The organism is Prosthecobacter sp. GW821-HT29F12, assembly GCF_058803405.1.
This window is the reverse complement of the sequence record NZ_CM179517.1, coordinates 3,413,235-3,431,483: the sequence shown is the minus strand read 5'-3', so window position 1 is coordinate 3,431,483 and position 18,249 is coordinate 3,413,235. Positions and strand designations below refer to the sequence as shown.

Annotated in this window: 26 protein-coding genes; 13 read left to right on the top strand and 13 right to left on the bottom strand. The window is 61.0% G+C overall.

The annotated features are described in order from the left end of the window. Window positions 1-37 precede the first annotated feature (37 nt). The 4 genes from AC3RLQ_RS14260 (at window position 38) to AC3RLQ_RS14245 (ending at window position 3,222) form a co-directional block, all read left to right on the top strand. Window positions 38-919 carry a uracil-DNA glycosylase gene (locus tag AC3RLQ_RS14260; RefSeq protein ID WP_493038142.1) on the top strand — a complete coding sequence of 294 codons (882 nt, stop codon included), beginning with the start codon at window positions 38-40 and terminating at the stop codon, window positions 917-919. A 15-nt stretch (window positions 920-934) separates the two neighbouring features. Further along, a complete protein-coding gene (locus tag AC3RLQ_RS14255; RefSeq protein ID WP_493038140.1) occupies window positions 935-1,552 on the top strand; it encodes a hypothetical protein in 618 nt (205 codons plus the stop codon). Between the two features lie 41 nt (window positions 1,553-1,593). Next, the gene (locus tag AC3RLQ_RS14250) at window positions 1,594-2,814 is read left to right on the top strand and encodes a molybdopterin-dependent oxidoreductase (protein WP_493038138.1); all 1,221 of its coding nucleotides are present in this window, start codon (window positions 1,594-1,596) and stop codon (window positions 2,812-2,814) included. Window positions 2,815-2,895: 81 nt separating this feature from the next. Then, window positions 2,896-3,222: an H-type lectin domain-containing protein gene (locus AC3RLQ_RS14245; RefSeq protein WP_493038137.1), complete on the top strand. Its 327-nt coding sequence runs from the start codon at window positions 2,896-2,898 to the stop codon at window positions 3,220-3,222. Here AC3RLQ_RS14245 and AC3RLQ_RS14240 read toward each other — a convergent pair whose 3' ends face one another. After that, complete coding sequence (locus tag AC3RLQ_RS14240) at window positions 3,223-4,020, bottom strand: phthiotriol/phenolphthiotriol dimycocerosates methyltransferase (protein WP_493038135.1); 798 nt, start codon at window positions 4,018-4,020, stop codon at window positions 3,223-3,225. It abuts the gene before it with no gap. A 117-nt stretch (window positions 4,021-4,137) separates the two neighbouring features. Between AC3RLQ_RS14240 and msrP the strand changes: the two genes are divergently transcribed. Beyond that, window positions 4,138-5,103 (top strand): protein-methionine-sulfoxide reductase catalytic subunit MsrP, encoded by a 966-nt coding sequence (gene msrP, locus AC3RLQ_RS14235; RefSeq protein ID WP_493038133.1) that lies wholly within the window; start codon window positions 4,138-4,140, stop codon window positions 5,101-5,103. Between the two features lie 5 nt (window positions 5,104-5,108). Further along, window positions 5,109-5,726: a protein-methionine-sulfoxide reductase heme-binding subunit MsrQ gene (msrQ, locus tag AC3RLQ_RS14230; RefSeq protein WP_493038131.1), complete on the top strand. Its 618-nt coding sequence runs from the start codon at window positions 5,109-5,111 to the stop codon at window positions 5,724-5,726. A 15-nt stretch (window positions 5,727-5,741) separates the two neighbouring features. Here the strand turns inward: msrQ and AC3RLQ_RS14225 are convergent, their stop codons facing one another. Then, window positions 5,742-6,488 (bottom strand): hypothetical protein, encoded by a 747-nt coding sequence (locus tag AC3RLQ_RS14225; protein ID WP_493038129.1) that lies wholly within the window; start codon window positions 6,486-6,488, stop codon window positions 5,742-5,744. 102 nt (window positions 6,489-6,590) lie between these two features. Here AC3RLQ_RS14225 and AC3RLQ_RS14220 point away from each other — a divergent pair, with 102 nt between their 5' ends. Beyond that, window positions 6,591-6,932 carry a zinc ribbon domain-containing protein YjdM gene (locus AC3RLQ_RS14220; RefSeq protein WP_493038127.1) on the top strand — a complete coding sequence of 114 codons (342 nt, stop codon included), beginning with the start codon at window positions 6,591-6,593 and terminating at the stop codon, window positions 6,930-6,932. Here AC3RLQ_RS14220 and AC3RLQ_RS14215 read toward each other — a convergent pair. Then, complete coding sequence (locus AC3RLQ_RS14215; RefSeq protein ID WP_493038125.1) at window positions 6,929-7,993, bottom strand: fatty acid desaturase; 1,065 nt, start codon at window positions 7,991-7,993, stop codon at window positions 6,929-6,931. The two genes, AC3RLQ_RS14220 and AC3RLQ_RS14215, sit on opposite strands and share 4 nt — an antisense overlap. A 175-nt stretch (window positions 7,994-8,168) precedes the next feature. Between AC3RLQ_RS14215 and AC3RLQ_RS14210 the strand changes: the two genes are divergently transcribed. Further along, a complete protein-coding gene (locus AC3RLQ_RS14210) occupies window positions 8,169-9,185 on the top strand; it encodes a methyltransferase (protein WP_493038123.1) in 1,017 nt (338 codons plus the stop codon). Window positions 9,186-9,191: 6 nt separating this feature from the next. On the opposite strand, the gene AC3RLQ_RS14205 is transcribed toward AC3RLQ_RS14210, so the two are convergent. Continuing rightward, entirely contained in the window at window positions 9,192-9,650 is a 459-nt protein-coding gene (locus AC3RLQ_RS14205; protein ID WP_493038121.1) for a DUF5069 domain-containing protein, read from the bottom strand. Window positions 9,651-9,758: 108 nt separating this feature from the next. On the opposite strand from AC3RLQ_RS14205, the gene AC3RLQ_RS14200 reads away from it, so the two are divergent. From AC3RLQ_RS14200 to AC3RLQ_RS14185, 4 genes are read left to right on the top strand one after another with little or no spacing between them, the layout of a single operon-like run. After that, window positions 9,759-9,935 (top strand): hypothetical protein, encoded by a 177-nt coding sequence (locus AC3RLQ_RS14200; RefSeq protein ID WP_493038119.1) that lies wholly within the window; start codon window positions 9,759-9,761, stop codon window positions 9,933-9,935. A gap of 37 nt (window positions 9,936-9,972) precedes the next feature. Continuing rightward, window positions 9,973-10,506, top strand: coding sequence for a SelL-related redox protein (locus AC3RLQ_RS14195; protein WP_493038117.1), 534 nt, complete (start codon window positions 9,973-9,975; stop codon window positions 10,504-10,506). A gap of 60 nt (window positions 10,507-10,566) precedes the next feature. Further along, the gene (locus AC3RLQ_RS14190) at window positions 10,567-10,779 is read left to right on the top strand and encodes a hypothetical protein (protein ID WP_493038115.1); all 213 of its coding nucleotides are present in this window, start codon (window positions 10,567-10,569) and stop codon (window positions 10,777-10,779) included. 12 nt (window positions 10,780-10,791) lie between these two features. Then, the gene (locus AC3RLQ_RS14185) at window positions 10,792-11,442 is read left to right on the top strand and encodes an SGNH/GDSL hydrolase family protein (protein WP_493038113.1); all 651 of its coding nucleotides are present in this window, start codon (window positions 10,792-10,794) and stop codon (window positions 11,440-11,442) included. A 12-nt stretch (window positions 11,443-11,454) separates the two neighbouring features. On the opposite strand, the gene AC3RLQ_RS14180 is transcribed toward AC3RLQ_RS14185, so the two are convergent. The 8 genes from AC3RLQ_RS14180 to AC3RLQ_RS14145 form a co-directional block, all read right to left on the bottom strand. Next, complete coding sequence (locus tag AC3RLQ_RS14180; RefSeq protein ID WP_493038111.1) at window positions 11,455-11,793, bottom strand: hypothetical protein; 339 nt, start codon at window positions 11,791-11,793, stop codon at window positions 11,455-11,457. A gap of 64 nt (window positions 11,794-11,857) precedes the next feature. Continuing rightward, the gene (locus tag AC3RLQ_RS14175) at window positions 11,858-12,754 is read right to left on the bottom strand and encodes a class I SAM-dependent methyltransferase (RefSeq protein ID WP_493038109.1); all 897 of its coding nucleotides are present in this window, start codon (window positions 12,752-12,754) and stop codon (window positions 11,858-11,860) included. A 104-nt stretch (window positions 12,755-12,858) separates the two neighbouring features. Next, window positions 12,859-13,320 (bottom strand): cupin domain-containing protein, encoded by a 462-nt coding sequence (locus tag AC3RLQ_RS14170; protein WP_493038107.1) that lies wholly within the window; start codon window positions 13,318-13,320, stop codon window positions 12,859-12,861. Further along, window positions 13,317-14,405: a dual-specificity RNA methyltransferase RlmN gene (gene rlmN, locus AC3RLQ_RS14165; protein WP_493038105.1), complete on the bottom strand. Its 1,089-nt coding sequence runs from the start codon at window positions 14,403-14,405 to the stop codon at window positions 13,317-13,319. The genes AC3RLQ_RS14170 and rlmN overlap by 4 nt, the downstream gene beginning before the upstream one ends. Beyond that, entirely contained in the window at window positions 14,402-14,758 is a 357-nt protein-coding gene (locus AC3RLQ_RS14160; protein ID WP_493038103.1) for a TfoX/Sxy family protein, read from the bottom strand. The genes rlmN and AC3RLQ_RS14160 overlap by 4 nt, the downstream gene beginning before the upstream one ends. A 6-nt stretch (window positions 14,759-14,764) precedes the next feature. Continuing rightward, complete coding sequence (locus AC3RLQ_RS14155; RefSeq protein ID WP_493038101.1) at window positions 14,765-15,379, bottom strand: DNA-3-methyladenine glycosylase I; 615 nt, start codon at window positions 15,377-15,379, stop codon at window positions 14,765-14,767. 6 nt (window positions 15,380-15,385) lie between these two features. Next, complete coding sequence (locus AC3RLQ_RS14150; RefSeq protein ID WP_493038099.1) at window positions 15,386-15,673, bottom strand: YciI family protein; 288 nt, start codon at window positions 15,671-15,673, stop codon at window positions 15,386-15,388. 38 nt (window positions 15,674-15,711) lie between these two features. Then, window positions 15,712-16,302, bottom strand: a complete 591-nt coding sequence (locus AC3RLQ_RS14145; protein ID WP_493038097.1) for a TetR/AcrR family transcriptional regulator — start codon at window positions 16,300-16,302, stop codon at window positions 15,712-15,714. Window positions 16,303-16,397: 95 nt separating this feature from the next. Between AC3RLQ_RS14145 and AC3RLQ_RS14140 the strand changes: the two genes are divergently transcribed. Next, window positions 16,398-17,069, top strand: a complete 672-nt coding sequence (locus AC3RLQ_RS14140) for a hypothetical protein (protein WP_493038095.1) — start codon at window positions 16,398-16,400, stop codon at window positions 17,067-17,069. An 8-nt stretch (window positions 17,070-17,077) separates the two neighbouring features. Here the strand turns inward: AC3RLQ_RS14140 and AC3RLQ_RS14135 are convergent, their stop codons facing one another. Next, the gene (locus AC3RLQ_RS14135) at window positions 17,078-17,953 is read right to left on the bottom strand and encodes an RNA polymerase sigma-70 factor (RefSeq protein WP_493038093.1); all 876 of its coding nucleotides are present in this window, start codon (window positions 17,951-17,953) and stop codon (window positions 17,078-17,080) included. Window positions 17,954-18,249: the final 296 nt, after the last annotated feature.

Here is an 18,249-nt window from a genome sequence, read left to right as displayed (position 1 = left end):
ACGAATGACTGAATCTCTGCATTCGTCATGCTTAAACATGTCCGCCGCCTCTCAACTCCTCAAACAGCACCTTCAGCAGCGCCAGATGCTGGGGAAGACGCACGTCGCGCTGCGGCCGGGGACGATGGAGAGGCTGAAGGGTGTTGTACGTGAGCCTGTGGTGCGTGCTGCTCCAGTGCCGGAGCCGTCCCGATCTTTTGCTGCGGCACCTGCGCCTGCCGCGCGCATCCTGCGCGAGACTCCGCCGCCGGAAACGAAGAAGGCGGAACTGCTCGAAGTGGCGGGGGAGACGGTCGAAGAAAAGCTCGCGGCTTTGCGCGCGATGGCGGAGACATGGGAGCCTGCGCTTTCCATGAGCAGCCTGCGCAAGACGATGGTCTTTGCCGTGGGGAGTCCGCTGGCATCGCTGATGTTTGTGGGCGAAGCCCCCGGAGCAGAGGAGGAAAAACTGCGCGAGCCGTTCGTGGGTCCGGCGGGGCAGAAGCTCACCGCCATCATCAAGGCCATGGGGCTCGAACGCCGGAAGGTCTACATCAGCAACATCTGCAAATTTCGTCCAGCCATGGACAATCAGGGCAGTGGCAACCGCAAGCCCACCGCCGAAGAGATGCGCGCCTGCGTGCCCTTCGTCCTCACCGAGATTGATCTCATCAAGCCGCTGGTCATCGTGGCTCTGGGTGCCACGGCAGCTGAGGGGCTCGGCATCCCTGGAACGGTCGGCGGTTTGCGTGGAAAGTTTCACAGCACCGGCGGCATTCCGACCATGGTGACCTACCATCCTTCCTATCTGCTGCGGGAAGAGCAAACGGGGGACGGCATTCGTGCCAAGCGCGCCGTGTGGGAGGACATGCTCAAGGTCATGGAAAAGCTGGGCCTGCCGATCAGCGCGAAGCAGCGCGGGTACTTTCAGACGAAATAATCCGCTCCACCGTTTATGAACAAGCACCTTGTCCTACTGCTGGCCTCGGGGGTGTTCTTTGCGCTGGTGTGGCTTAACTGGCAGCCAGCCAGACCCAAGCCTTCTGCTGTGGCTGTAAAGCCGGTCCCTGTAAAGGCTGCTGCTCCTCCTCCTGCGGAAACTGTTCCCACAGATGATGCGCAGCCACCCAAGCATTACCGGCCCAGGCAGGTGTCTGCAGCCGTGCGCCGCAAGGTGGATGACTTCATCCGCCGCTACAAAGACGCCTCTCCCGAGGAGCTGATGAAGAGTGCAGAAATGGTCTCCTTGACGAAGCAGTTTGAGGAGAGGATGGAAGCGCCTGAGTTTCTGAGCGAGTTGGAAAAGCGCATTTCGGCGATCACAGCCGCCCGTGGGAAGGAGCATGGCATGCTGACCATCAGCGGCGGCAAACTCGATGAGCCGGAAGGCCGGGCCTGGCTGGAGGCGATGTTTTCTGACGATGCAGATCTGCTGCAGGAGTACCTTCTCAACAAGCTGGATGGGGCCATCTTTGAATTTGCCTTTGATCCCACCCTGGAAAACGCAGGCAATGGCGTGAAGGTGCAAGGTGCAGCGCCTCCTGCGCCTGCGGCCAACAAGCTGCCAGACTGAGGGCTTGTCTTTCGCCGGCAGTCCGGGTTTAAATCATCGGCATGAAGTCCAAATCATTCTCCCGCCGTGAGCTGTTCAAGCTCGGCGCTGCGGGGGCTGCGGTGCTCGCCAACGCGGAAGTGCAGGGGGCTGGGAAAAAGACGGGTCCCGTGTGTGTGGAAGGCGGCTGCTGTATCACGCCTTCGGGAGATTTTTACAATGTGGAGCGCGGCAATCCGCTGCCGTACAAGCTGCCCATCGAGAAGCAGCGGGAGATCGGCATGGTGCGCGAAACGTGGCAGCTTGAAGTCGTCGCTGATGCAGCGAGCAACGCGAAGATCGAGCGGCCTATGCTGCGCAGCGATGGGACGGCGCTGACGTTTGAAAAGCTCATGGAGATCGCGAAGACGAAGGCGGTCAGTTATTTGAAAGTCATCACCTGCAACAACCTTGCAGATCCGCTGGGCCACGGCCTGTGGGAGGGCGTACCGCTGCGCGATGTGCTGTGGCAGTGCGGCCCGGTGGAAAACCTGCGCCACGTCTGGTATCACGGCCATCACAACGAAGACCCGAAGCAGATCTTCAAATGCTACCTGCCGATGAACCGCGTGTTTGAAGACCCGCCCGGCGAACTGCCGGTAATCCTTTGCTACAAGCTCAACGGTGAATTTCTCACCGGTGAGCGCGGCGGCCCGGTGCGCATGATTGTGCCGGAGGCTTACGGTTTCAAATCGGTGAAGTGGCTGCAGCGCATCGGTTTTACCAACGCGCATCAGTCCGACGACACCTACGCGAACGGCAACAACGACATCAACTCGTGGCTCAAGACCTTCGCGCGTTTTGGCGATCTGCCGGACAAGCTCAGCGCGAAGGATGAGCTCACACTGCATGGCAATGCGCAGGTGGGCATCTCAGGTCTCAAGCAGGTGCAGTACTGGCTGCGCAATGTGAGCACACCGCTGCCTGCGAATGATCCGCACTTCACCCAGGCGCCGTGGCAGGAGGCGCAAATTGTGCCGTTTGATGGCAGCGGCATTGCGGGATTTCAAGGAGCGCCGCTGCATCCGGTGCAGTTTGATCCCACGACGCGCAAGCCGCGCCAGTGGCCGCTGCGGCACACGCTGTGCCGCTGGACGGCGAAACCGGTCAAGCTTGCACCTGGAAAGTACGAGCTGCGCTGCCGGACGATTGATGAAAACGGGAATGCCCAGCCGATGCCGCGTCCGTTTCCGAAGTCCGGGAAAAACAACATTCAGAAAGCGCTGCTGGAAGTGGTGGCGTGATGCCGAGTGCGCGAGGCCTCATTTTCAGTGTGACAACAATGAGGGTGGTGTCCGGCCCGGATGCTGCTCTACTTTGGTCGCATGTATTCATCCACTGTTCCCTGGAAAGTCCTGTCGGCCAATGTCGGTGTCGGAATCCTCACTCCAGGCTGGACGCTTGATGTGGTTTATCCGGACTTTGCGGAGCCGCGGAGTTTCGTTCTGGATGTCGTGTTTGATTCACCCTTTTCGACCATCCCCGTCGTGCATCTCGGCCTCACGGGATTCGACATGGACCGGCGGGAAAGCTCGCGCATCACGGTGAAAGCAGTGAACGTCACCGAGTTCGGCTTTCAGGCGGTCATCTCCACCTGGGATGCGTCGCGGGTGTTTTCAGTGGAGTTCGACTGGCTGGCCATCGGGGCCTGATCACGGCTTGCGAAAGCACCAGGAGCGGTAGGAGAGCTCGCCAGACTTCAGCGCCTCATACACGCGCGCGCCCGGCAGTCCGGCAAAGTCGCGGCCCAGGGAGTGCAGAAACTTGGGCAGTCGCTGGCAGATGAGAGCCTCGCTGCGTACGGCATTGATCTCCATGCCGCGCAGCACCTCGGCGCGGATGTCACGGGTCTGCACGATATCGAGCGGTGATTGGGCGATGGCCTGCTCCCACTCGGCCCATTGATCGCGGAAGCGAAAGTCGGCGTAGAGGAAGTGACCGCCCGTTTTCAGCACGCGTGCGACTTTGGTCAGGAAGCCGGGGAAGTCAGGATAACAGTGTGAGGCTTCGACATTGATCACGGCATCAAACGTTTGCGGCGGGAAGGAGAGGGACTGCGCATCTCCCTGCACGAAGCGGAGGCCCGGCACCTGATGGCGTTTCTTGCAGAAGGCGATGCCGGTGGGATTGAGATCGAGCCCCGTGTAGCTCGCAGGATGCAGCGTGCGCGTGAGCCAGGAGGCGCCGCCGCCATGGCCGCAGCTCACCTCCAGCACGTTCTTGCCCTGCAGATCCACCTGGGTGGCCACGTGATGGTAGAGCTGGATGCAGGCGCGATTCGGTTCGTCTGCGGGGTCGAGCTTCAGGCCCACGGGCGGATCGGTTTCAAAGGCGTAGTTCAAAAACAGCACTTCTTCGCTGCGCAGCCGCCGTGTGAGGTAGGGATACCACAGCTGCCAGATGGCTTTGCGGACCGGGCCGATGGAGAAGAGGCGTTCGAGGAGTGACATGGAAGGGCAAAGCCTGCGAGATGATGGTGGCGGATGCAACTTGCCAGTTGGCATTCGTTGTGCGGGAATAGAACCGCCGCCTGCGCCTCACACCTGGAACTGCATGCTTTGTCCGCCATGAAAGATCGTTCTCACATTCCCTCCAGCGAGGTCACACCTGAGGAGACATTTCTGAACCGGCGCTTCTTCATGAAGTCGGCCATCTGGGCGGGCTCCACGCTGGCCACGGCGGGGCTGTACCGCACCTTCAGTCCACGGCCCGAGGTGGCGAACACGGGAGCCGCCATCGCCACGGTGGCGGAGCCTGCATTGCAGACGGCTCTGGGGGCGGATGAGAAGGTGAACTCGTTCACCGACATCGCGGGCTACAACAACTACTACGAGTTTTCGACGGACAAATCCGAGGTGGCTGCGAAGGCGAAGAATTTTGTGACGGATCCGTGGAGCGTGCAGGTCGGCGGACTGGTGCAGAAACCGCGCACGTTTGATCTGGCGGACTTGCTCAAGTTTGAATCCGTGGAGCGCACCTACCGTTTCCGCTGCGTGGAGGGTTGGTCGATGGTCATCCCATGGGTGGGTTTTCCGCTGTCCAAATTATTGAACCTGGTGGAACCGCAGAGCGCGGCGACGCATGTGGCGTTTGAGACTTATTATGACATCAAGCAGATGCCCGATTCGCGCTATGCCGGCATCGATCTTCCCTATGTGGAAGGCCTGCGGCTGGATGAAGCGATGCACCCGCTGACGCTGCTGGCCACGGGGCTGTATGGCAAGACGCTGCCGAATCAAAACGGGGCGCCGGTGCGGCTGGTGGTGCCGTGGAAGTATGGCTTCAAGAGCATCAAGTCGGTGGTGAAGATCACGCTGATGGACCGCGAGCCGCCCACCACCTGGAGTCTCGCGAATCCGGGGGAGTACGGCTTCTACTCGAATGTGAATCCCAAGGTGGATCACCCGCGCTGGTCTCAGGCGCATGAGCGGCGCATCGGCGAGATGGGCTTACGGCCCACGCTCATGTTCAACGGCTATGCGGAGCAGGTGGCGCATCTGTACCAAGGAATGGACCTCAGCGTGGATTTTTGACCAGTATGACCTTCAGCGCAGACACACGATTTCACCGGCAGCTTTTTGTCTTCAATGGGCTGCTGCCCGCCGTGCTCATCCTGATCGACGGCTGGCGCGGCAAGCTGGGCGCGAATCCGGTGGAGTTCGTCACGCGGGCCACGGGTGTGCTGACGCTGGTCTTCCTCATGCTCACGCTGCTGGTGACGCCGCTGCGAAAAATCTATGGCTGGAACTGGCTGCTCAAGCAGCGCCGCCTGCTGGGGCTCTATGCGTTCTTTTATGGACTCGCGCACCTGCTCACCTATCTGGCCTATGATCGTGACTGGCAGCTGGGAACCGTGGTGGGGGATGTGTACAAGCGGCCCTTCATTGCCATCGGCATGTTCAGCTTTCTGCTGATGGTGCCGCTGGCGGTCACCTCCACCAATGCGATGATCAAGAAGCTCGGAGGCCCGCGCTGGGCGCAGCTGCATCGCCTCACCTATTACATCACCATCGGCGGTGTGCTGCACTACTGGATCATCGTGAAGTCGGATGTGACGTATCCATTCTTCTTCGCGGTGGTGCTGGCGCTGCTGCTTGGATACCGCGTGGTGATGAGCATAAAAAAAGCGCGAGGTGCCGCACCCCGCGCTTCGTGAGACTTTGAAGTTTGCTTATTTCGCGGGAACGGCGTTCCAGACCTTGATGTCGTCAAACCAGCCGCTCTGACCGGCGACGCCGAGTTCGATCTTGGACTTGGTTTCGTGACCAATGCCGGCGGACTTGAGGAAGGCCACGGCCTTGCCATCGATGCTCACGCGCATTTCATCGCCCACGGTTTCCACCACGACGGTGTATTCCTTGTTCTGCTCCAGCTTCACGGGGAAGGTGGCGCTCTTGCCGGCCATGAGCTTGTTCACTTCGTCCTTCTTGGCGGGGTCCTTGCGGAGCTCCTTGATGATCATGTTCTGGCTGCCTTCGCGCTCATCCATGATGGTCACCTTGTCCAGACGGATCTGGGCGCGGCAGAGGTGGCCGTAGTGGGCGGCGGTGTATTTGCGGTCGTCGAATTCCACATCCATCATCGTGCAGCCGTCGAAGCGCATCTTCACCTCGATCACGGTGTCCTTGGTGGGGACTTCCAGGCCATAGACTGCGGCATGCGCGGTGATGACGGACTTGCCATCCTTGGAGGGCTCGTCCTTCACGCGGGTCTGCGTGCCTTTGAGGGCGTTGTTTTCAAAGACGAAGGTGTCCACCACGCGGTGCCAGCGCTTGTCGTGCTCGCTGCCGTTCATGTCATCGGAGAAGAGCAGTTCCTTCTTTTCGGCGATGGGCTTGGAAGGGATCTTGGGAAGGTCAGCAGCAAAAGCCGCAGTACTGATGAGGAGGAAAGGGGCAAGGAGGGGGCGGATGTTCATGGGCGCAAGGTAACGATTAAATTTGGCGAGTTCATGCGCTGAAATTGCCGAACTTAAGTCAGCACTTGAGTTTCATGCCCGTGAAGTGTTTGGTCATTGCCTATGAGCCAACCTGCCTGCCCGATGTGCGAGATGAATGATGTCCTGGACCACGCCGACCGCTATGAATGCATGACCTGCGGTCACGAGTGGCCGAAGGAGGCTGTGGCAGACGAGCCCGAAGCGGAACGCGTGGTGAAGGATGCCTATGGTGCGGTGCTGGCAGACGGTGACATCGTGGCGATGATCAAGGATCTGAAGCTCAAGGGCTCCAATGAAGTGCTCAAGGTGGGCACCAAATCCAAGCCCATCCGTCTGGTGGACGGCGACCACGAGATCTCCTGCAAGATGGACGGGATCGCGATCGGCCTGAAGGCCTGCTTTGTGAAGAAGGTCGTCAGCTAGGCGGCCGGCACGGCAGCCGCATTCAGCTTGGGATTGATCACATGGCGCCACCATGGGGGCAGCAGCACCATGGCGATGGCCCAGAAGTAACCGACCGGAAGCTTGGGGGCTTCGGGCTCGGGGTCCAGGAGGTAGTAGGGCTTCACCGCGATGTGGTGATAGGAGTGGTGGCCGACGCGGAAGGTGATGTAGCTGGAGAAAAAGTGGTAGGTGTCCCAGGAGTGCTCCGCGCCGGTCTTCTCATATTCACCGTTCGTCTTTTGGCGCATGAGGCCGTAGTGCTGGATGTAATTGACCGACTCGAGGACGATGTGTGCGCCAAGAATGTGAGCCAGATAGAACAGCGTTCCGTTCGGGCCTGAAACCAGGAACAGGCCGGTCAGGAGCGCCACCTGGCCCAGGGCGTAGATGAGCATTTTGTTCTTCAGCAGGCCCTCACCATTGCAGCGGCGTGCCTCCATTTTCCAGCAGCGGATCATGCTGCCGGGAATGGTACGGAAGATGTAGGAGTAGATGCTTTCGTTCATCCAGGCGGTGTTTTCATCCTGATCCGTTCCGGCGTGGACGTGATGGCTGCGGATGTGAATGAGCTTGTAGTGTGGGTAGAACAAGAAGGTGGTGAGCAGCCTTTGCGTGATTTGATCAAGCGCGTCCTTCCCATGCAGCAGCTCATGCGCCGCGCCAAAACCGATGCCGCCCAGAAGGCTGGCAGAGGCGATCAGGATGCCAATTTCCATGGCATTGAAACGATCCAGGGACATGGCCAGCCAGACGACTGAGGCCATGTAGAACAAGGCGTAGAGCCGGGTGTTCCAGTGCAGCACGGCCAGATGTGCTGCGGAGAACTCGGACTTGTCAAAGTGAGCGTCATCCTGCCAGCCGGTGATCCAGTCCAGCAGCGGCAGTGCGACCTGCAAAAAGACAATCGGCAGCAGCAGCCACCAGCCTCCGCCCCAAACACCCAAGGCCAGCATGACAAAGAGAGAATGGGGCAAAAGGCAGAAAAGGACGTGGCGGCTTACCGGCTGCTTGGTCTGGCTTTCAGGTGCGGGGGATTCCATGATGGCGGGGTAATTTGGGATGCGACTGAGCCTGAATAGAGATCGAGCCTATTCAGATGGAACCATGCGAGCGTGTGTGTATGACGGCCACTAAATCTTTATTTAGCCGGGCGTTTTCGGGTGAAGGCTGCGTTAGGGTGGCAGCCACGTACTCTCTCGTTTATTGTCTTTTATTATGTCTGAATTATCCACCGCCCCCTCTCCCCAACTCTTCTTTGAAACGATCAATGCTTTTCAGAAATCGGCGGCATTGAAGGCCGCGATTGATCTGGGTTTGTTCACCGCCATTGGCAATACTCCAGCGACTGCCGCGGAGATCGCGACGCTTTGCCAGTGCCCGCAGCGCGGTATCCGCATCCTGGCGGACAATCTCACGATCCTGGGCTTTCTCACGAAGGAGGGGGAGTGCTATGCGCTCACACCCTCATCAGCGGTCTTTCTGGTGCAGAGCTCTCCGGCCTACATGGGGAATGCCGTGAAATTTCTGCATGCTCCTGGCCTGACGGAGGCCTTTGATGATCTTGCGTCCACCATTCGTCGCGGGCGTCTGCATACAACGGAAGAGGGCACCACGGCGGCGGATCATCCGGCATGGGTGGAATTTGCCCGCGCCATGGGACCGATGATGGCACCCACTTCGCAGGGGGCGGCGGAGCTGGTGCCGCTGGACCCAGCCCGCGACACTCGCGTGCTGGACATCTCCGCGAGCCATGGAGCCTATGGCATCGCTGTTGCGCTGAAGAATCCGCGTGCGCATCTCGTGGCGCTGGACTGGGAGGCTGTGCTTGCTGTGACCGAGGAAAACGCGCAGGCAGCCGGCATTGCGGACCGCTTCAGCAAGATCGTAGGCGATGCCTTCACCGTGGATCTCGGGAGCGACTACGATGTCGTGCTGGTGCCGAATTTCCTGCATCACTTCAACATCGAGGACTGCACGCGTTTCCTGAAACGAGCGCATGCAGCGCTGCGTCCGGGCGGGAAAGTGGTGATCGTGGAATTCGTGCCGAATGCCGATCGCGTCAGCCCGCCACCTGCTGCGAGCTTCAGCCTCGTCATGCTCGGCACCACGCCGGAGGGAGATGCCTACACCTTCGCCGAGTATCAGCAGATGCTCACGGCGGCCGGTTTCCGCGAGGCGGAGTTTCATCCGCTGCCACCCACGGCGCAGAGCGCGGTGATCGCGGTGGCGTGAGGAAAATCACTTCGCGCCAGGGACCAGCCGGCCTTCGTCGATCTCGATGTATTCAAACATGGTCTGCACCGTTCCGGGTGGCAGGCCGATTTCTTCGAGGCGTTCGTTCAGGCGCTGGGTGCCGGCATCGCGCCAGCCGCGCTTGGTCATGAAGCCGTTCCAGACTTCGATCTCCTGCTCGGTGGGCTGGCGGCCGTTCGCATAGGCCCAGGCCAGCAGGCTCTCGTCGCTGCCGCCTTTGAGTGTTTCGGCCTCGAGTGCGGTGTAGTCGATCTTGAGGAATTCGCAGCAGCGCCAGTCAAAGCTGCCTTTCGCAGCACCACGCATGGGCTGCCAGCCTTCGGGGAGCTTGCCTGCGGCATTGAGGCGAATCTTGTCCAGCATGCGGCCGAAATAGACCAGGCCGTTCACTTGATCATAAGGGCTGCGGAGACCAGGGATGATTGTGGGGTAGGGGAGGGGCATGATGTGGTAGCAAAGCACGGCCCGCGCAGGCCTTCAAGAAACGCCTGCGTGTGCGCAATGGCCTGAAGCCTCCATTGCAATTTGGGCTTTTTAAAAGTATCGGAAGGCATGCGCAGCCAAAAAGTCAGCAACAGAGCCCCCAGACCCTTCAAGACCAAGAATGATCGGTGGTCGGGCGTCCGTGTCCCCAAGGTGATTTTCACCGCTCCCAAGCCCGCAGTGCCTGCTGTCAAAACCGACGCAGCGGCCGAGAAGCCTGCGGACAAGGCTGCTGATGGAAAGTAAATCGTGGGGGATGTGAGCGGCACGACCTGCAAGCATCATGAGCGCCTCCTCCAATACCGCCGACCTGCTGGGCCACACGCTGACCAGCGGCGGTGAATCGTTGGCGGCGCTGTCAGAGAAGTCGCCAGTGCTGCTGGTGCTGCTGCGGCATGAAGGCTGCACGTTCTGCCGCAATGCCATGTCTGACATCGCGCGACTGCGCCGTCAGATCGAAGGAGCCGGAACACGAATCGTGCTGGGGCACATGGGCACGGCGGAAGATTTCGCGGCGTTTGCCGGGCGCTACGGTTTGGCGGACATCGCTGCTGTGGCCGATCCGCAATGCACCCTGTACAAGGGATTGGGACTGCAGCGGGGTCGCATGCTGCAGCTCATAGGTCCGCGCGTGTTGTGGGTATGGGGCAAATCCACCCTGGCCGGACATCTGCCCGGGAGGATCAAGGGCGATCCGCTTCAGCTTCCCGGGGCGTTTCTGCTGCATCATGGGCAGGTGATCAAAGGCCACACCTATCGCGATGCCTCGGACCGGCCGGACTACGTGAGGCTCGCGACGCCGTTACAGGCGGCGTGAGCTTTTGTATTCACCACCTTTTTGGTTGCCAGTTTGCGGTGGCTGCGGTGATCGTACTTCATGGCAACTCCTGAGAACGTCCAGATGGCAGCAAACTTCGGTCTCTTCATGCTCGGCGTCGGCGCGCTGGGACTGTTCAGCGGGACGACGCTGGGACGCAGTGGCATGGTGCGGCGTGCGGATGCACCGGGCACGTTTTACGCCACCTGTGGCTCTCATCTGGCGGTGGGGGCTTTTTGTTATTTCGGGCAGCATTTCGCGCGGACGGTTTAAAGTGAAGGCCTCATGCTGCGTCTCCTCATCCTCCTCTTTTTACTGAGCCTCCAAGTCTTCGCGCAGAGTCCCGCACCGCGCACGGCGATTGTGTTTGGGGATTCCATCACCGCAGGAGGTGCCCTGCCCAAGGAGGAGCGCGGGCATCTCTGGGTGACGCAGGTGCAGCAGCAGTCGGCGGGCGCGCTGACGCTGATCAATGAAGGCAAAGGCGGGCGTCCGACGAACTCGCTCAAAGAGTTTGAGGCGATGCTCACACGCCATGCGAAGGCGGACGCGCTTGTCATTGCGCTTGGCATGAATGATTCACGCGACATCACCGCGCAGTGCATCCCCAAGGCGGTGGCGAATGTGCGGGCGATGATTGGGAAAGCGCGTGCAGCTTATGGCGCGAAGCTGCCGGTGCTGCTCGTGGGGCCTTCGAATATCAACAAAGCCGCGCTAGGGCCGACGAAGCCTATTGCTAAAGAACGCGAGGCCAAGCTGCGTGAACTCGGCGCTGCATTTGAGAAGCTTGCGGCTGAAACGAAGAGCGAGTTTGTCAGCCTCTTCGGCATCGTGCCGGATTCATCCCTGCTCAAAGATGGCGTGCATCCCGATGGTGCTGGGAATGACGCCATCGCGAAGGTGATGGGGAAGAAGTTGAAGGCGCTGGGCTGGTAGTGGCGCTGCCGCTCATCTGGAGCGCGCGATGCCGGACTTCACGTTGGAGATGGCCTTGGTGATCTTTTCCTGCATCTTGTCTTTGTCGCCCGTGGTCGCGAAGGCGATGGCCTCATCCACGTAGCCGATGGCATCCTTGCGCTGCCCTTCTTTGTTTGGCTTGGCATGCACCAGAGCTTTTCGGGCGGCACGCAGGCTTGTGAGGGGATCTTTGGCAGTCCGGGCGGCTTCTAGATGCCCGAGGGCCGTGCGCATGTGCGGCTGGTCATCGGCCTCGTTGGCTGAAAGAGGTGCGAAGGCAGGGGACAAAACCAAGGCCAGCATCAGCCAGAAAGCGGTTCGGTGATTCATGACGTGCGCGGTTGAGTTGGTCGTCATTATAGCCAGCCGCCTCAAACCGCGTCAATACCCTGATTTACTTCATCATCATCCACAGCGTGCTGGAGCCGTGGCCGGGCGGGAAGTCCACGGGGGTGCCGAGCTTGAGGTAGTCGGCGGAGCGGCGTTTGCCCTTCGCGCACCAGCGGGCGCTGCGCTCCAGGGTGGCGAGATCGAGCTTGGTGCAGTTCGTGGAAAGCAGGATGGCGCATTTTTGTGAGGCCACTTCCAGCGCGGCATTGAGGAGGTCTTCAAAGTGATCCTCCACCTGCCAGCGGCGGCCGTTCTTGCTGCGTGAGAAGGTGGGCGGATCAAGGATGATGGCGTCAAAGCGCTCTCCGCGCACACAGAGCTGAGGCAGCAGCTCAGCGGCGTCATCCACCACAAAGCGGTGCTTCGTTTCCGCGACGCCATTGAGCGTGAGATTGTGCCTGCCGCGATCCAGTGACTTGCGGGACAGATCCACGCTCAGCGTTTCCGCGCCCGCGAGCGCGGCCACCAGCGAGAAGCTGCAGGTGTAGGCAAAGGTGTTGAGCACGCGCTTGGGCTTCAGCGCGTGCAGCTTGGCGCGGTTGAGGCGCTGGTCTAGGAACAAGCCGTGACTGTAGCTGGCACCGATGTCGAGGCCGTAGCGAATGCCGGCTTCTGTGACCACCGTGGTGAGCGGCAGCGAGGCATCGCCGCTGTGCAGCACGGGCGAGACGCGGTCGGCGTTCTTCATCGGCAGGAAGCGGTAAAACACGCGCACGGGCTGCCAGCCGGAATTCGTGCACCACGTGGCCAGCCCTGCGGCCAGTAAATCACGGGCGTCGTCGCTCTTGTAGGAAAGGATCACGTCATCTCCCAGACGCTCCACCCAGCCGCCGGGGCCTGAGGCGAGGCGATGCGCGTTGGTGCCTGCGGCTTCGATCGTTTTACACTGGGCGGGAGTCATCCATGTCACGGATGGAGAGGCAGGACGTAGGTCGGGGGGAAGGTTCACTGCCTCACTCCTGCCGCAGGAAGGGCGGCGAGGCAATCAGAGTCGGCAGGCCCGGCTCAGTCCTTCGGCGGCCACTGCGCGCCTGCGAGTTCCTTGGGCAGCTGCTTGGGATCGGTGGGATAAATGAGCGAGAGGTCGGGCTTGGTCGTGGCACCGGGGAGAAATTCGATTTCCTCGGGTGCGCCGATGATGAGCCAGAGCACTTCTTCAGCGGTGTCGTTAAACACCTGGCGCAGTTGATCCGGGCCGACGTGGACGCCGCCGTGCTTGGGCACGGTGAGGGTTTCATCGCCCACGCGCATGCGGCCGGTGCCTTCGAGCACGAAGTAAAACTCCTCCGCGCGGATGTGTTTATGAAGTGTGTTCGCGCTCATGGGCGGCATGCGCCACAAACGTGCGCCCATGTTTTCGCTGCCGGTGCGCTCCAGAAAGTCTGCGTTCGGGATGCGCATGAGATTCGACAGACGCCAGGTGAGATCATCGGGCGTGATGAGATGGAAGCCTTGCACGGGGTTCATGAGCTTGCAGAAGTATGCGCCGCTTCGCGCTTCCGCAACTGGCCGCAGGCGGCATCGATGTCCGGTCCACGTGCGCGGCGCAGATGGGCCACGGTGCCATGGGCGCGGAGTTCGGTGAGGAATGCTTCCGTTTGCTCCAGGCTGCTCGGCGCATAGGTGCGGCCACGCAGGCTGAGGCCGGTGGCATTGTAGCGCAGCAGATTCACATGCATGCGCCGTCCTTCCAGCAGACGCGACAGATCACGTGCCTGCGCGAGGGAATCATTCACGCCATCGAGCAGGCAGTACTGGATGGTGGTGATGCGGCCGCTGCTGGCCTGATAACGATCCACGGCGGCGAGCACATCCTGCACATCAAACCGTTTACCCATGGGGAGCAGGTCAGCGCGGGTGGCGTCATCCGGTGCATGCAGAGACAGGGCGAGATGCACACCGAGATCCGCCTCACGCAGTTCATCGATGCCGGGCACGATGCCGACGGTGGAGATGGTGATCTGCCGCCAGCCAAAGGCACCGAGTGTGGGCGCGGCGATGCGCTGCACGGCGGCGAGCACGTTTTTGAGATTCAGCATCGGCTCGCCCATGCCCATGAAGACGATGGTGCGCAGCGTGCGGCCGGCTGTGTGTGCCTCACGGCGCAGATGGATGAACTGCTCCACGATTTCGCCGGAGGTGAGATTGCGCTCAAAACCGGTCTGCGTGGTGGCACAGAAGTCACAGCCCATGGCGCAGCCCACCTGGCTGGAAATGCAGCCCGCTGCACGGTCCGGGTGGAAGTCCGGCATCAGCACGGACTCCACGGTGCGGCCGTCATGCAGGCGCAGCAGGAGCTTCGCTGTGCCATCTTCAGACACTTGACGCATGGCGAGACTGGCGGCGGCAGGGGGAAAGGCGGTCTTGAGCTGCTCCTCCAGTTTCTCGGGCCAGAGGAAATCAGCGCGCGTTTTCGGTGGCTGCGCAGCCAGCAGACTCCGGATCACGCGAGGGGCGTGCGCGGTGTTGAAGCCGTGGTCTTGCATCCACGTGCCCAGCTCCTCGGCAGAGAGGTCGGGCAGGGCGCGTGCGATGATGGCGCGGGTGCTCATTTCGATGAAGGGGCTCGTTTTTTCGAGGCCTTGGCCTTGGGATTGAAGGCGAGCGCGAGCTCCACCCAATGACGCAGATCCTGCTCGGAATCGTAGCCTTCCGGATCCACAAAGACATAGCCCTTCATGGGCCTGCCGGTGAAGTCCATCGGCCTGCAGCCAGGACGTTTCAGCGACTCGGCCTCCACGGCAGGATCCAGCCGCACCATGAGGCGTGCCTGCGTCACGCCGAGGCACATCTTGTCATTCACCATGAAGCACAGCCCGCCCATCATCGCTTTTGTTGTGAAGCGAAGGCGCCGGGCGGTGAGCAGATCGGTGATGCGATCCGCAAGTGAAGTGTCGTAAGGCATGGAGGCTCAGCTATGGGGACGGCGGAAGACTTTGCGAGCCTTTTCCACCTTGGCGCGGATGAAGCAACCTTCCGCGTGGTCATTGATGAGACCCATCGCCTGCATGAAGGCATACACCGTCGTCGGCCCGACGAATTTCCAGCCGCGCTTTTTCAGTTCCTTGGAAAGCGCGACGGATGCCGCCGAGGTGGACGCAGTCTGGGGTTCCGCGAGTGTCCGGGCATCCGGCTCATGCCGCCAGACAAAGGCGGCGAGGGAGCCTTCCTGCTTCACCATCTCGCGCGCACGCTGTGCGTTGTTGATGACGGCCTCGATCTTGCCGCGATGGCGGATGATGCCTGCGTCTTGAAGCAGGAGCGCCACGTCCTTCTCGGTGAAGCGCGCCACGCGGTCGAAATCAAAGTCATGGAAGGCACGGCGGAAATTTTCGCGTTTCGCGAGGATGGTGCGCCAGCTCAGCCCGGACTGGAAGCCCTCCAGGCAGAGCTTTTCAAACAAGCGGTGGTCATCCGCCACGGGGAAGCCCCACTCGGTGTCGTGGTAGGCGGGGAATTCCGGTGCGGAGGCGCACCAGTGGCAGCGCGGTTTGCCATCGTCGGCGGAGGTGTGGGTCAGGCTCATGGCGGTTCAGGAGACGAGAAATTGCAGACGCTCATCGGCCATGCCGGGATCGAGCTCGTGGATCTCAGCGGTCACAATGCCCTCGGCGACAAAGGGGTCTTCGTTCACGCGCTGCTGCAGTGCGGCGTGCGTGGTCTGGTGCGCGAGGATGCCGCCACCGAGCCCGGGCTCAAGGCTGCCGGCGAGCAGGAAGACGCCTTCGGCGAAGCCGCGTTTGATCCAGGCCTTGTGGCCGTCCATGCACTGGCCGGCCTGGCTTTTCCTGTCCGTGAACTTGAGGAAGACGATGAACATGAGGGTGGAGTGAGGTGAGGAGTTTGAAGAGGGAAAGATCAGCGTTTGCTGCGGCGGGCGGGCCGTGTGCCGAGGCTGCCGAGCCACGCATGCACACGATGTACCTCCGCGCGGATGAAGGACTCATCGTGGAAGGCCTGCGCGAGTGTGGCGGTGCCCTGGCTCCAGGCCAGCAGGTGCATGGCATGCGCCCTGGATTCGCCCCCGCAGCCGAGGTCCTCGAACTGGCGTTTCAACCAGTCGCGGAAGAGGCTGAAGATCTTGTTCGCATGCGCGAGCGCCGCGTGCTCCAGCTTGGCCAGCTCCGTGCAGAGCGTGCCCACCGGGCAGCCGTGCAGAAGGATCTTTGCGCGGTTCATGATGAGGATGTTGATGAAGCTGCTGATGCGTTCCGCCGCAGTGCAGCCTTCCGCCTCCCACTGCTCCAGCATGCCGCGCGTGCGCCGCAGCCGCAGGTCGATCACGGCTTCCAGAATGTCGTCCCGCGTCTTGAAGTGGAAAGTGAGATTTCCGCGCGTGATCTGCACCGCCGCCGCGATGTCCGCGACGGACGTGTACTCAAAGCCCTTCTGGTAAAACAGACGGTCTGCGGTTTCGATGATCCGGTCTCGTGTGGTTGGGGCGCTCATGCTGGCCTGATGCCGCCGAATTAGGACAAATGTCCTAATGTGTCAAGCACGTGATCCGGCTGCAATTTCCTCTCATGCCCCGCGTTTTCGCCACCATGACCCCGCCCCTCCGTCTTGCCGCCCTGTGTTTTGCCTTCTCGTGCACCGTCCTGCCATCCCAAGCCCAGACGGGAGATGCTGACTACAAGCCGGAGCTGTTTCAGAGTTTGAAGCTGGTGTACTCGGACAACTTTGACGGCCCGCTGAACACGGAGCACTGGGAGGTGCGGCAGGGCACCACGTGGGTGGTGAAGGACGGCGTGCTCACCGGCAGCCCGTCGTCCAAGGAATTTCAGGACAAGAAGAAGGCCAGCGCCGATTCCTCCCACGCGGGGCTGAAGCCCGTGATCTGGCTCAAGAAGGTGCCGGAAAATTTCGTCTGCGCGATGCGGGTGCGCTATGATGCCACGACCTACCAGAAAGGTTTTCCGCTCTTCGACCTCGGCCACCACATCCACACCCTGAGCTTCAGCGAGAAAGCCACGACACTGGCGATCAAAAAGAACGTGGAGATCCTGCCCGTGACGGATCCGCTCTTTGCGCTGAACCAATGGCACGATGTGGTCATCGAGCTGAAGAAGGGCACGATCCTCCTCAAGATCGACGGCAAGAGGCATGTCTTTGAAAGCAAGAACATCGACATGACCGGCCAGGCGCAGATCGACTTTAAAGCCGTCGATTTCGGCTCCTGCCAGATCGACTCCGTGCGAGTGTGGGAAGGGAAGTGAGGCGATGTTTAAGCCAGAGGAAAGCCCGCGAGGTGCCGCAGCTTTTCCGGATTCCAGATGCCGTACACATTCCGCACGCGGCCGTCCACGAGGTCGAATGAATAGGCGCTGTAGATCTGACCGCCGGAGATCATGAGCATGCCCGGCATGCCATTGACGGTGGCGTACTGGCATTCGGTGTCGGTGGGGAGCTTGCGCTGGATGCCGATCAGGAAGCGACTGACGCGATCGGCGGTGCGGATTGGCAGACCTGCGGCTTTCACCTTGCCGCCGCCGTCGTTGTAAACGGTGACGTCCTCCATCAGCAGGTCCAGCAGTTGATCAATCTGCCCGGTGGTGGTCGCGTGGGCGAACTGCTCCACCACGCGCCGCGCCTGGTCATTGGGTGGCTGGGGTGGTGCGGGGCTGGCCAGCAGGCTGGCTTTGGAACGCCGGATGATCTGCCGGCAGTTCGCTTCGCTTTTGCCGACGATGGCCGCTGTGTCGGCATAGCTGTAGTCAAAGACCTCATGCAGCAGAAACACCGCGCGCTCCACCGGACCGAGGGTTTCCAGCATCATCATGAAGGCCATGGTCAGCGAATCGGTGAGGTCTGCCAGGTGGTCCGGCGCGGCATCCGCCGCCGCCACCAGCGGCTCTGGCAACCACACGCCGTAATACTCCTCACGCACATGCCGTGCAGAGCGCAGTTGATCAATGCACAGCCGGGTGGTGGCGGCGACGAGCCAGGCCTTTGGAGATTCGATCTCCTTCGCCTCCTGCTTCTGCCAGCGCAGCCACACCTCCTGCATCATGTCCTCCGCCTCAGACACGCGCCCGAGCATCCGGTAGGCGATGCCGAAGAGCGCGGGCCGGTGGGTGTTGAAGATTTCGATCAAGGTCATCTGGCCGTTTGTTGTCTCTGTTGCATAAGATTGCCCCGGAAGGTCATGTCTGCATGGCAATCTGCCAAGGCATACGCCTGGCATGAATAGCACTCGGTTAAGGCGAGGCATCGTTCTCTTCGCTTGCTTCTGGTGCTGCACATACGAGAACGCGACAGCGTCTTGGAACCGAAGCGCAGCGAAGGTAGACAGCCGCAGGCTGCCCGAAGGGTGAGCGGAGCGAATCAATGCGTGCGGCAAGCCTGGGCGCGACGCCGCTTTCGCAGGCCGGACAGCACGCTCAGGCCAAAAGGAGC

Excerpts from the sequence above, each read along its gene's own strand:
- AC3RLQ_RS14190 (WP_493038115.1), top strand. The coding sequence starts at position 10,567 with ATGGCAACTCCTGAGAACGTCCAGATGGCAGCAAACTTCGGTCTCTTC.
- AC3RLQ_RS14140 (WP_493038095.1), top strand. The coding sequence starts at position 16,398 with ATGACCCCGCCCCTCCGTCTTGCCGCCCTGTGTTTTGCCTTCTCGTGC.
- rlmN (WP_493038105.1), bottom strand. The coding sequence starts at position 14,405 with ATGAGCACCCGCGCCATCATCGCACGCGCCCTGCCCGACCTCTCTGCC.
- AC3RLQ_RS14150 (WP_493038099.1), bottom strand. The coding sequence starts at position 15,673 with ATGTTCATCGTCTTCCTCAAGTTCACGGACAGGAAAAGCCAGGCCGGC.
- AC3RLQ_RS14160 (WP_493038103.1), bottom strand. The coding sequence starts at position 14,758 with ATGCCTTACGACACTTCACTTGCGGATCGCATCACCGATCTGCTCACC.
- AC3RLQ_RS14195 (WP_493038117.1), top strand. The coding sequence starts at position 9,973 with ATGAGCGCCTCCTCCAATACCGCCGACCTGCTGGGCCACACGCTGACC.
- AC3RLQ_RS14220 (WP_493038127.1), top strand. The coding sequence starts at position 6,591 with ATGAGCCAACCTGCCTGCCCGATGTGCGAGATGAATGATGTCCTGGAC.
- msrQ (WP_493038131.1), top strand. The coding sequence starts at position 5,109 with ATGACCTTCAGCGCAGACACACGATTTCACCGGCAGCTTTTTGTCTTC.
- AC3RLQ_RS14135 (WP_493038093.1), bottom strand. The coding sequence starts at position 17,953 with ATGACCTTGATCGAAATCTTCAACACCCACCGGCCCGCGCTCTTCGGC.
- AC3RLQ_RS14225 (WP_493038129.1), bottom strand. The coding sequence starts at position 6,488 with ATGAACATCCGCCCCCTCCTTGCCCCTTTCCTCCTCATCAGTACTGCG.
- AC3RLQ_RS14260 (WP_493038142.1), top strand. The coding sequence starts at position 38 with ATGTCCGCCGCCTCTCAACTCCTCAAACAGCACCTTCAGCAGCGCCAG.
- AC3RLQ_RS14255 (WP_493038140.1), top strand. The coding sequence starts at position 935 with ATGAACAAGCACCTTGTCCTACTGCTGGCCTCGGGGGTGTTCTTTGCG.
- AC3RLQ_RS14250 (WP_493038138.1), top strand. The coding sequence starts at position 1,594 with ATGAAGTCCAAATCATTCTCCCGCCGTGAGCTGTTCAAGCTCGGCGCT.
- AC3RLQ_RS14205 (WP_493038121.1), bottom strand. The coding sequence starts at position 9,650 with ATGCCCCTCCCCTACCCCACAATCATCCCTGGTCTCCGCAGCCCTTAT.
- AC3RLQ_RS14175 (WP_493038109.1), bottom strand. The coding sequence starts at position 12,754 with ATGACTCCCGCCCAGTGTAAAACGATCGAAGCCGCAGGCACCAACGCG.
- AC3RLQ_RS14180 (WP_493038111.1), bottom strand. The coding sequence starts at position 11,793 with ATGAATCACCGAACCGCTTTCTGGCTGATGCTGGCCTTGGTTTTGTCC.
- AC3RLQ_RS14185 (WP_493038113.1), top strand. The coding sequence starts at position 10,792 with ATGCTGCGTCTCCTCATCCTCCTCTTTTTACTGAGCCTCCAAGTCTTC.
- AC3RLQ_RS14155 (WP_493038101.1), bottom strand. The coding sequence starts at position 15,379 with ATGAGCCTGACCCACACCTCCGCCGACGATGGCAAACCGCGCTGCCAC.
- AC3RLQ_RS14145 (WP_493038097.1), bottom strand. The coding sequence starts at position 16,302 with ATGAGCGCCCCAACCACACGAGACCGGATCATCGAAACCGCAGACCGT.
- AC3RLQ_RS14240 (WP_493038135.1), bottom strand. The coding sequence starts at position 4,020 with ATGTCACTCCTCGAACGCCTCTTCTCCATCGGCCCGGTCCGCAAAGCC.
- AC3RLQ_RS14215 (WP_493038125.1), bottom strand. The coding sequence starts at position 7,993 with ATGGAATCCCCCGCACCTGAAAGCCAGACCAAGCAGCCGGTAAGCCGC.
- AC3RLQ_RS14210 (WP_493038123.1), top strand. The coding sequence starts at position 8,169 with ATGTCTGAATTATCCACCGCCCCCTCTCCCCAACTCTTCTTTGAAACG.
- AC3RLQ_RS14245 (WP_493038137.1), top strand. The coding sequence starts at position 2,896 with ATGTATTCATCCACTGTTCCCTGGAAAGTCCTGTCGGCCAATGTCGGT.
- AC3RLQ_RS14200 (WP_493038119.1), top strand. The coding sequence starts at position 9,759 with ATGCGCAGCCAAAAAGTCAGCAACAGAGCCCCCAGACCCTTCAAGACC.
- AC3RLQ_RS14170 (WP_493038107.1), bottom strand. The coding sequence starts at position 13,320 with ATGAACCCCGTGCAAGGCTTCCATCTCATCACGCCCGATGATCTCACC.
- msrP (WP_493038133.1), top strand. The coding sequence starts at position 4,138 with ATGAAAGATCGTTCTCACATTCCCTCCAGCGAGGTCACACCTGAGGAG.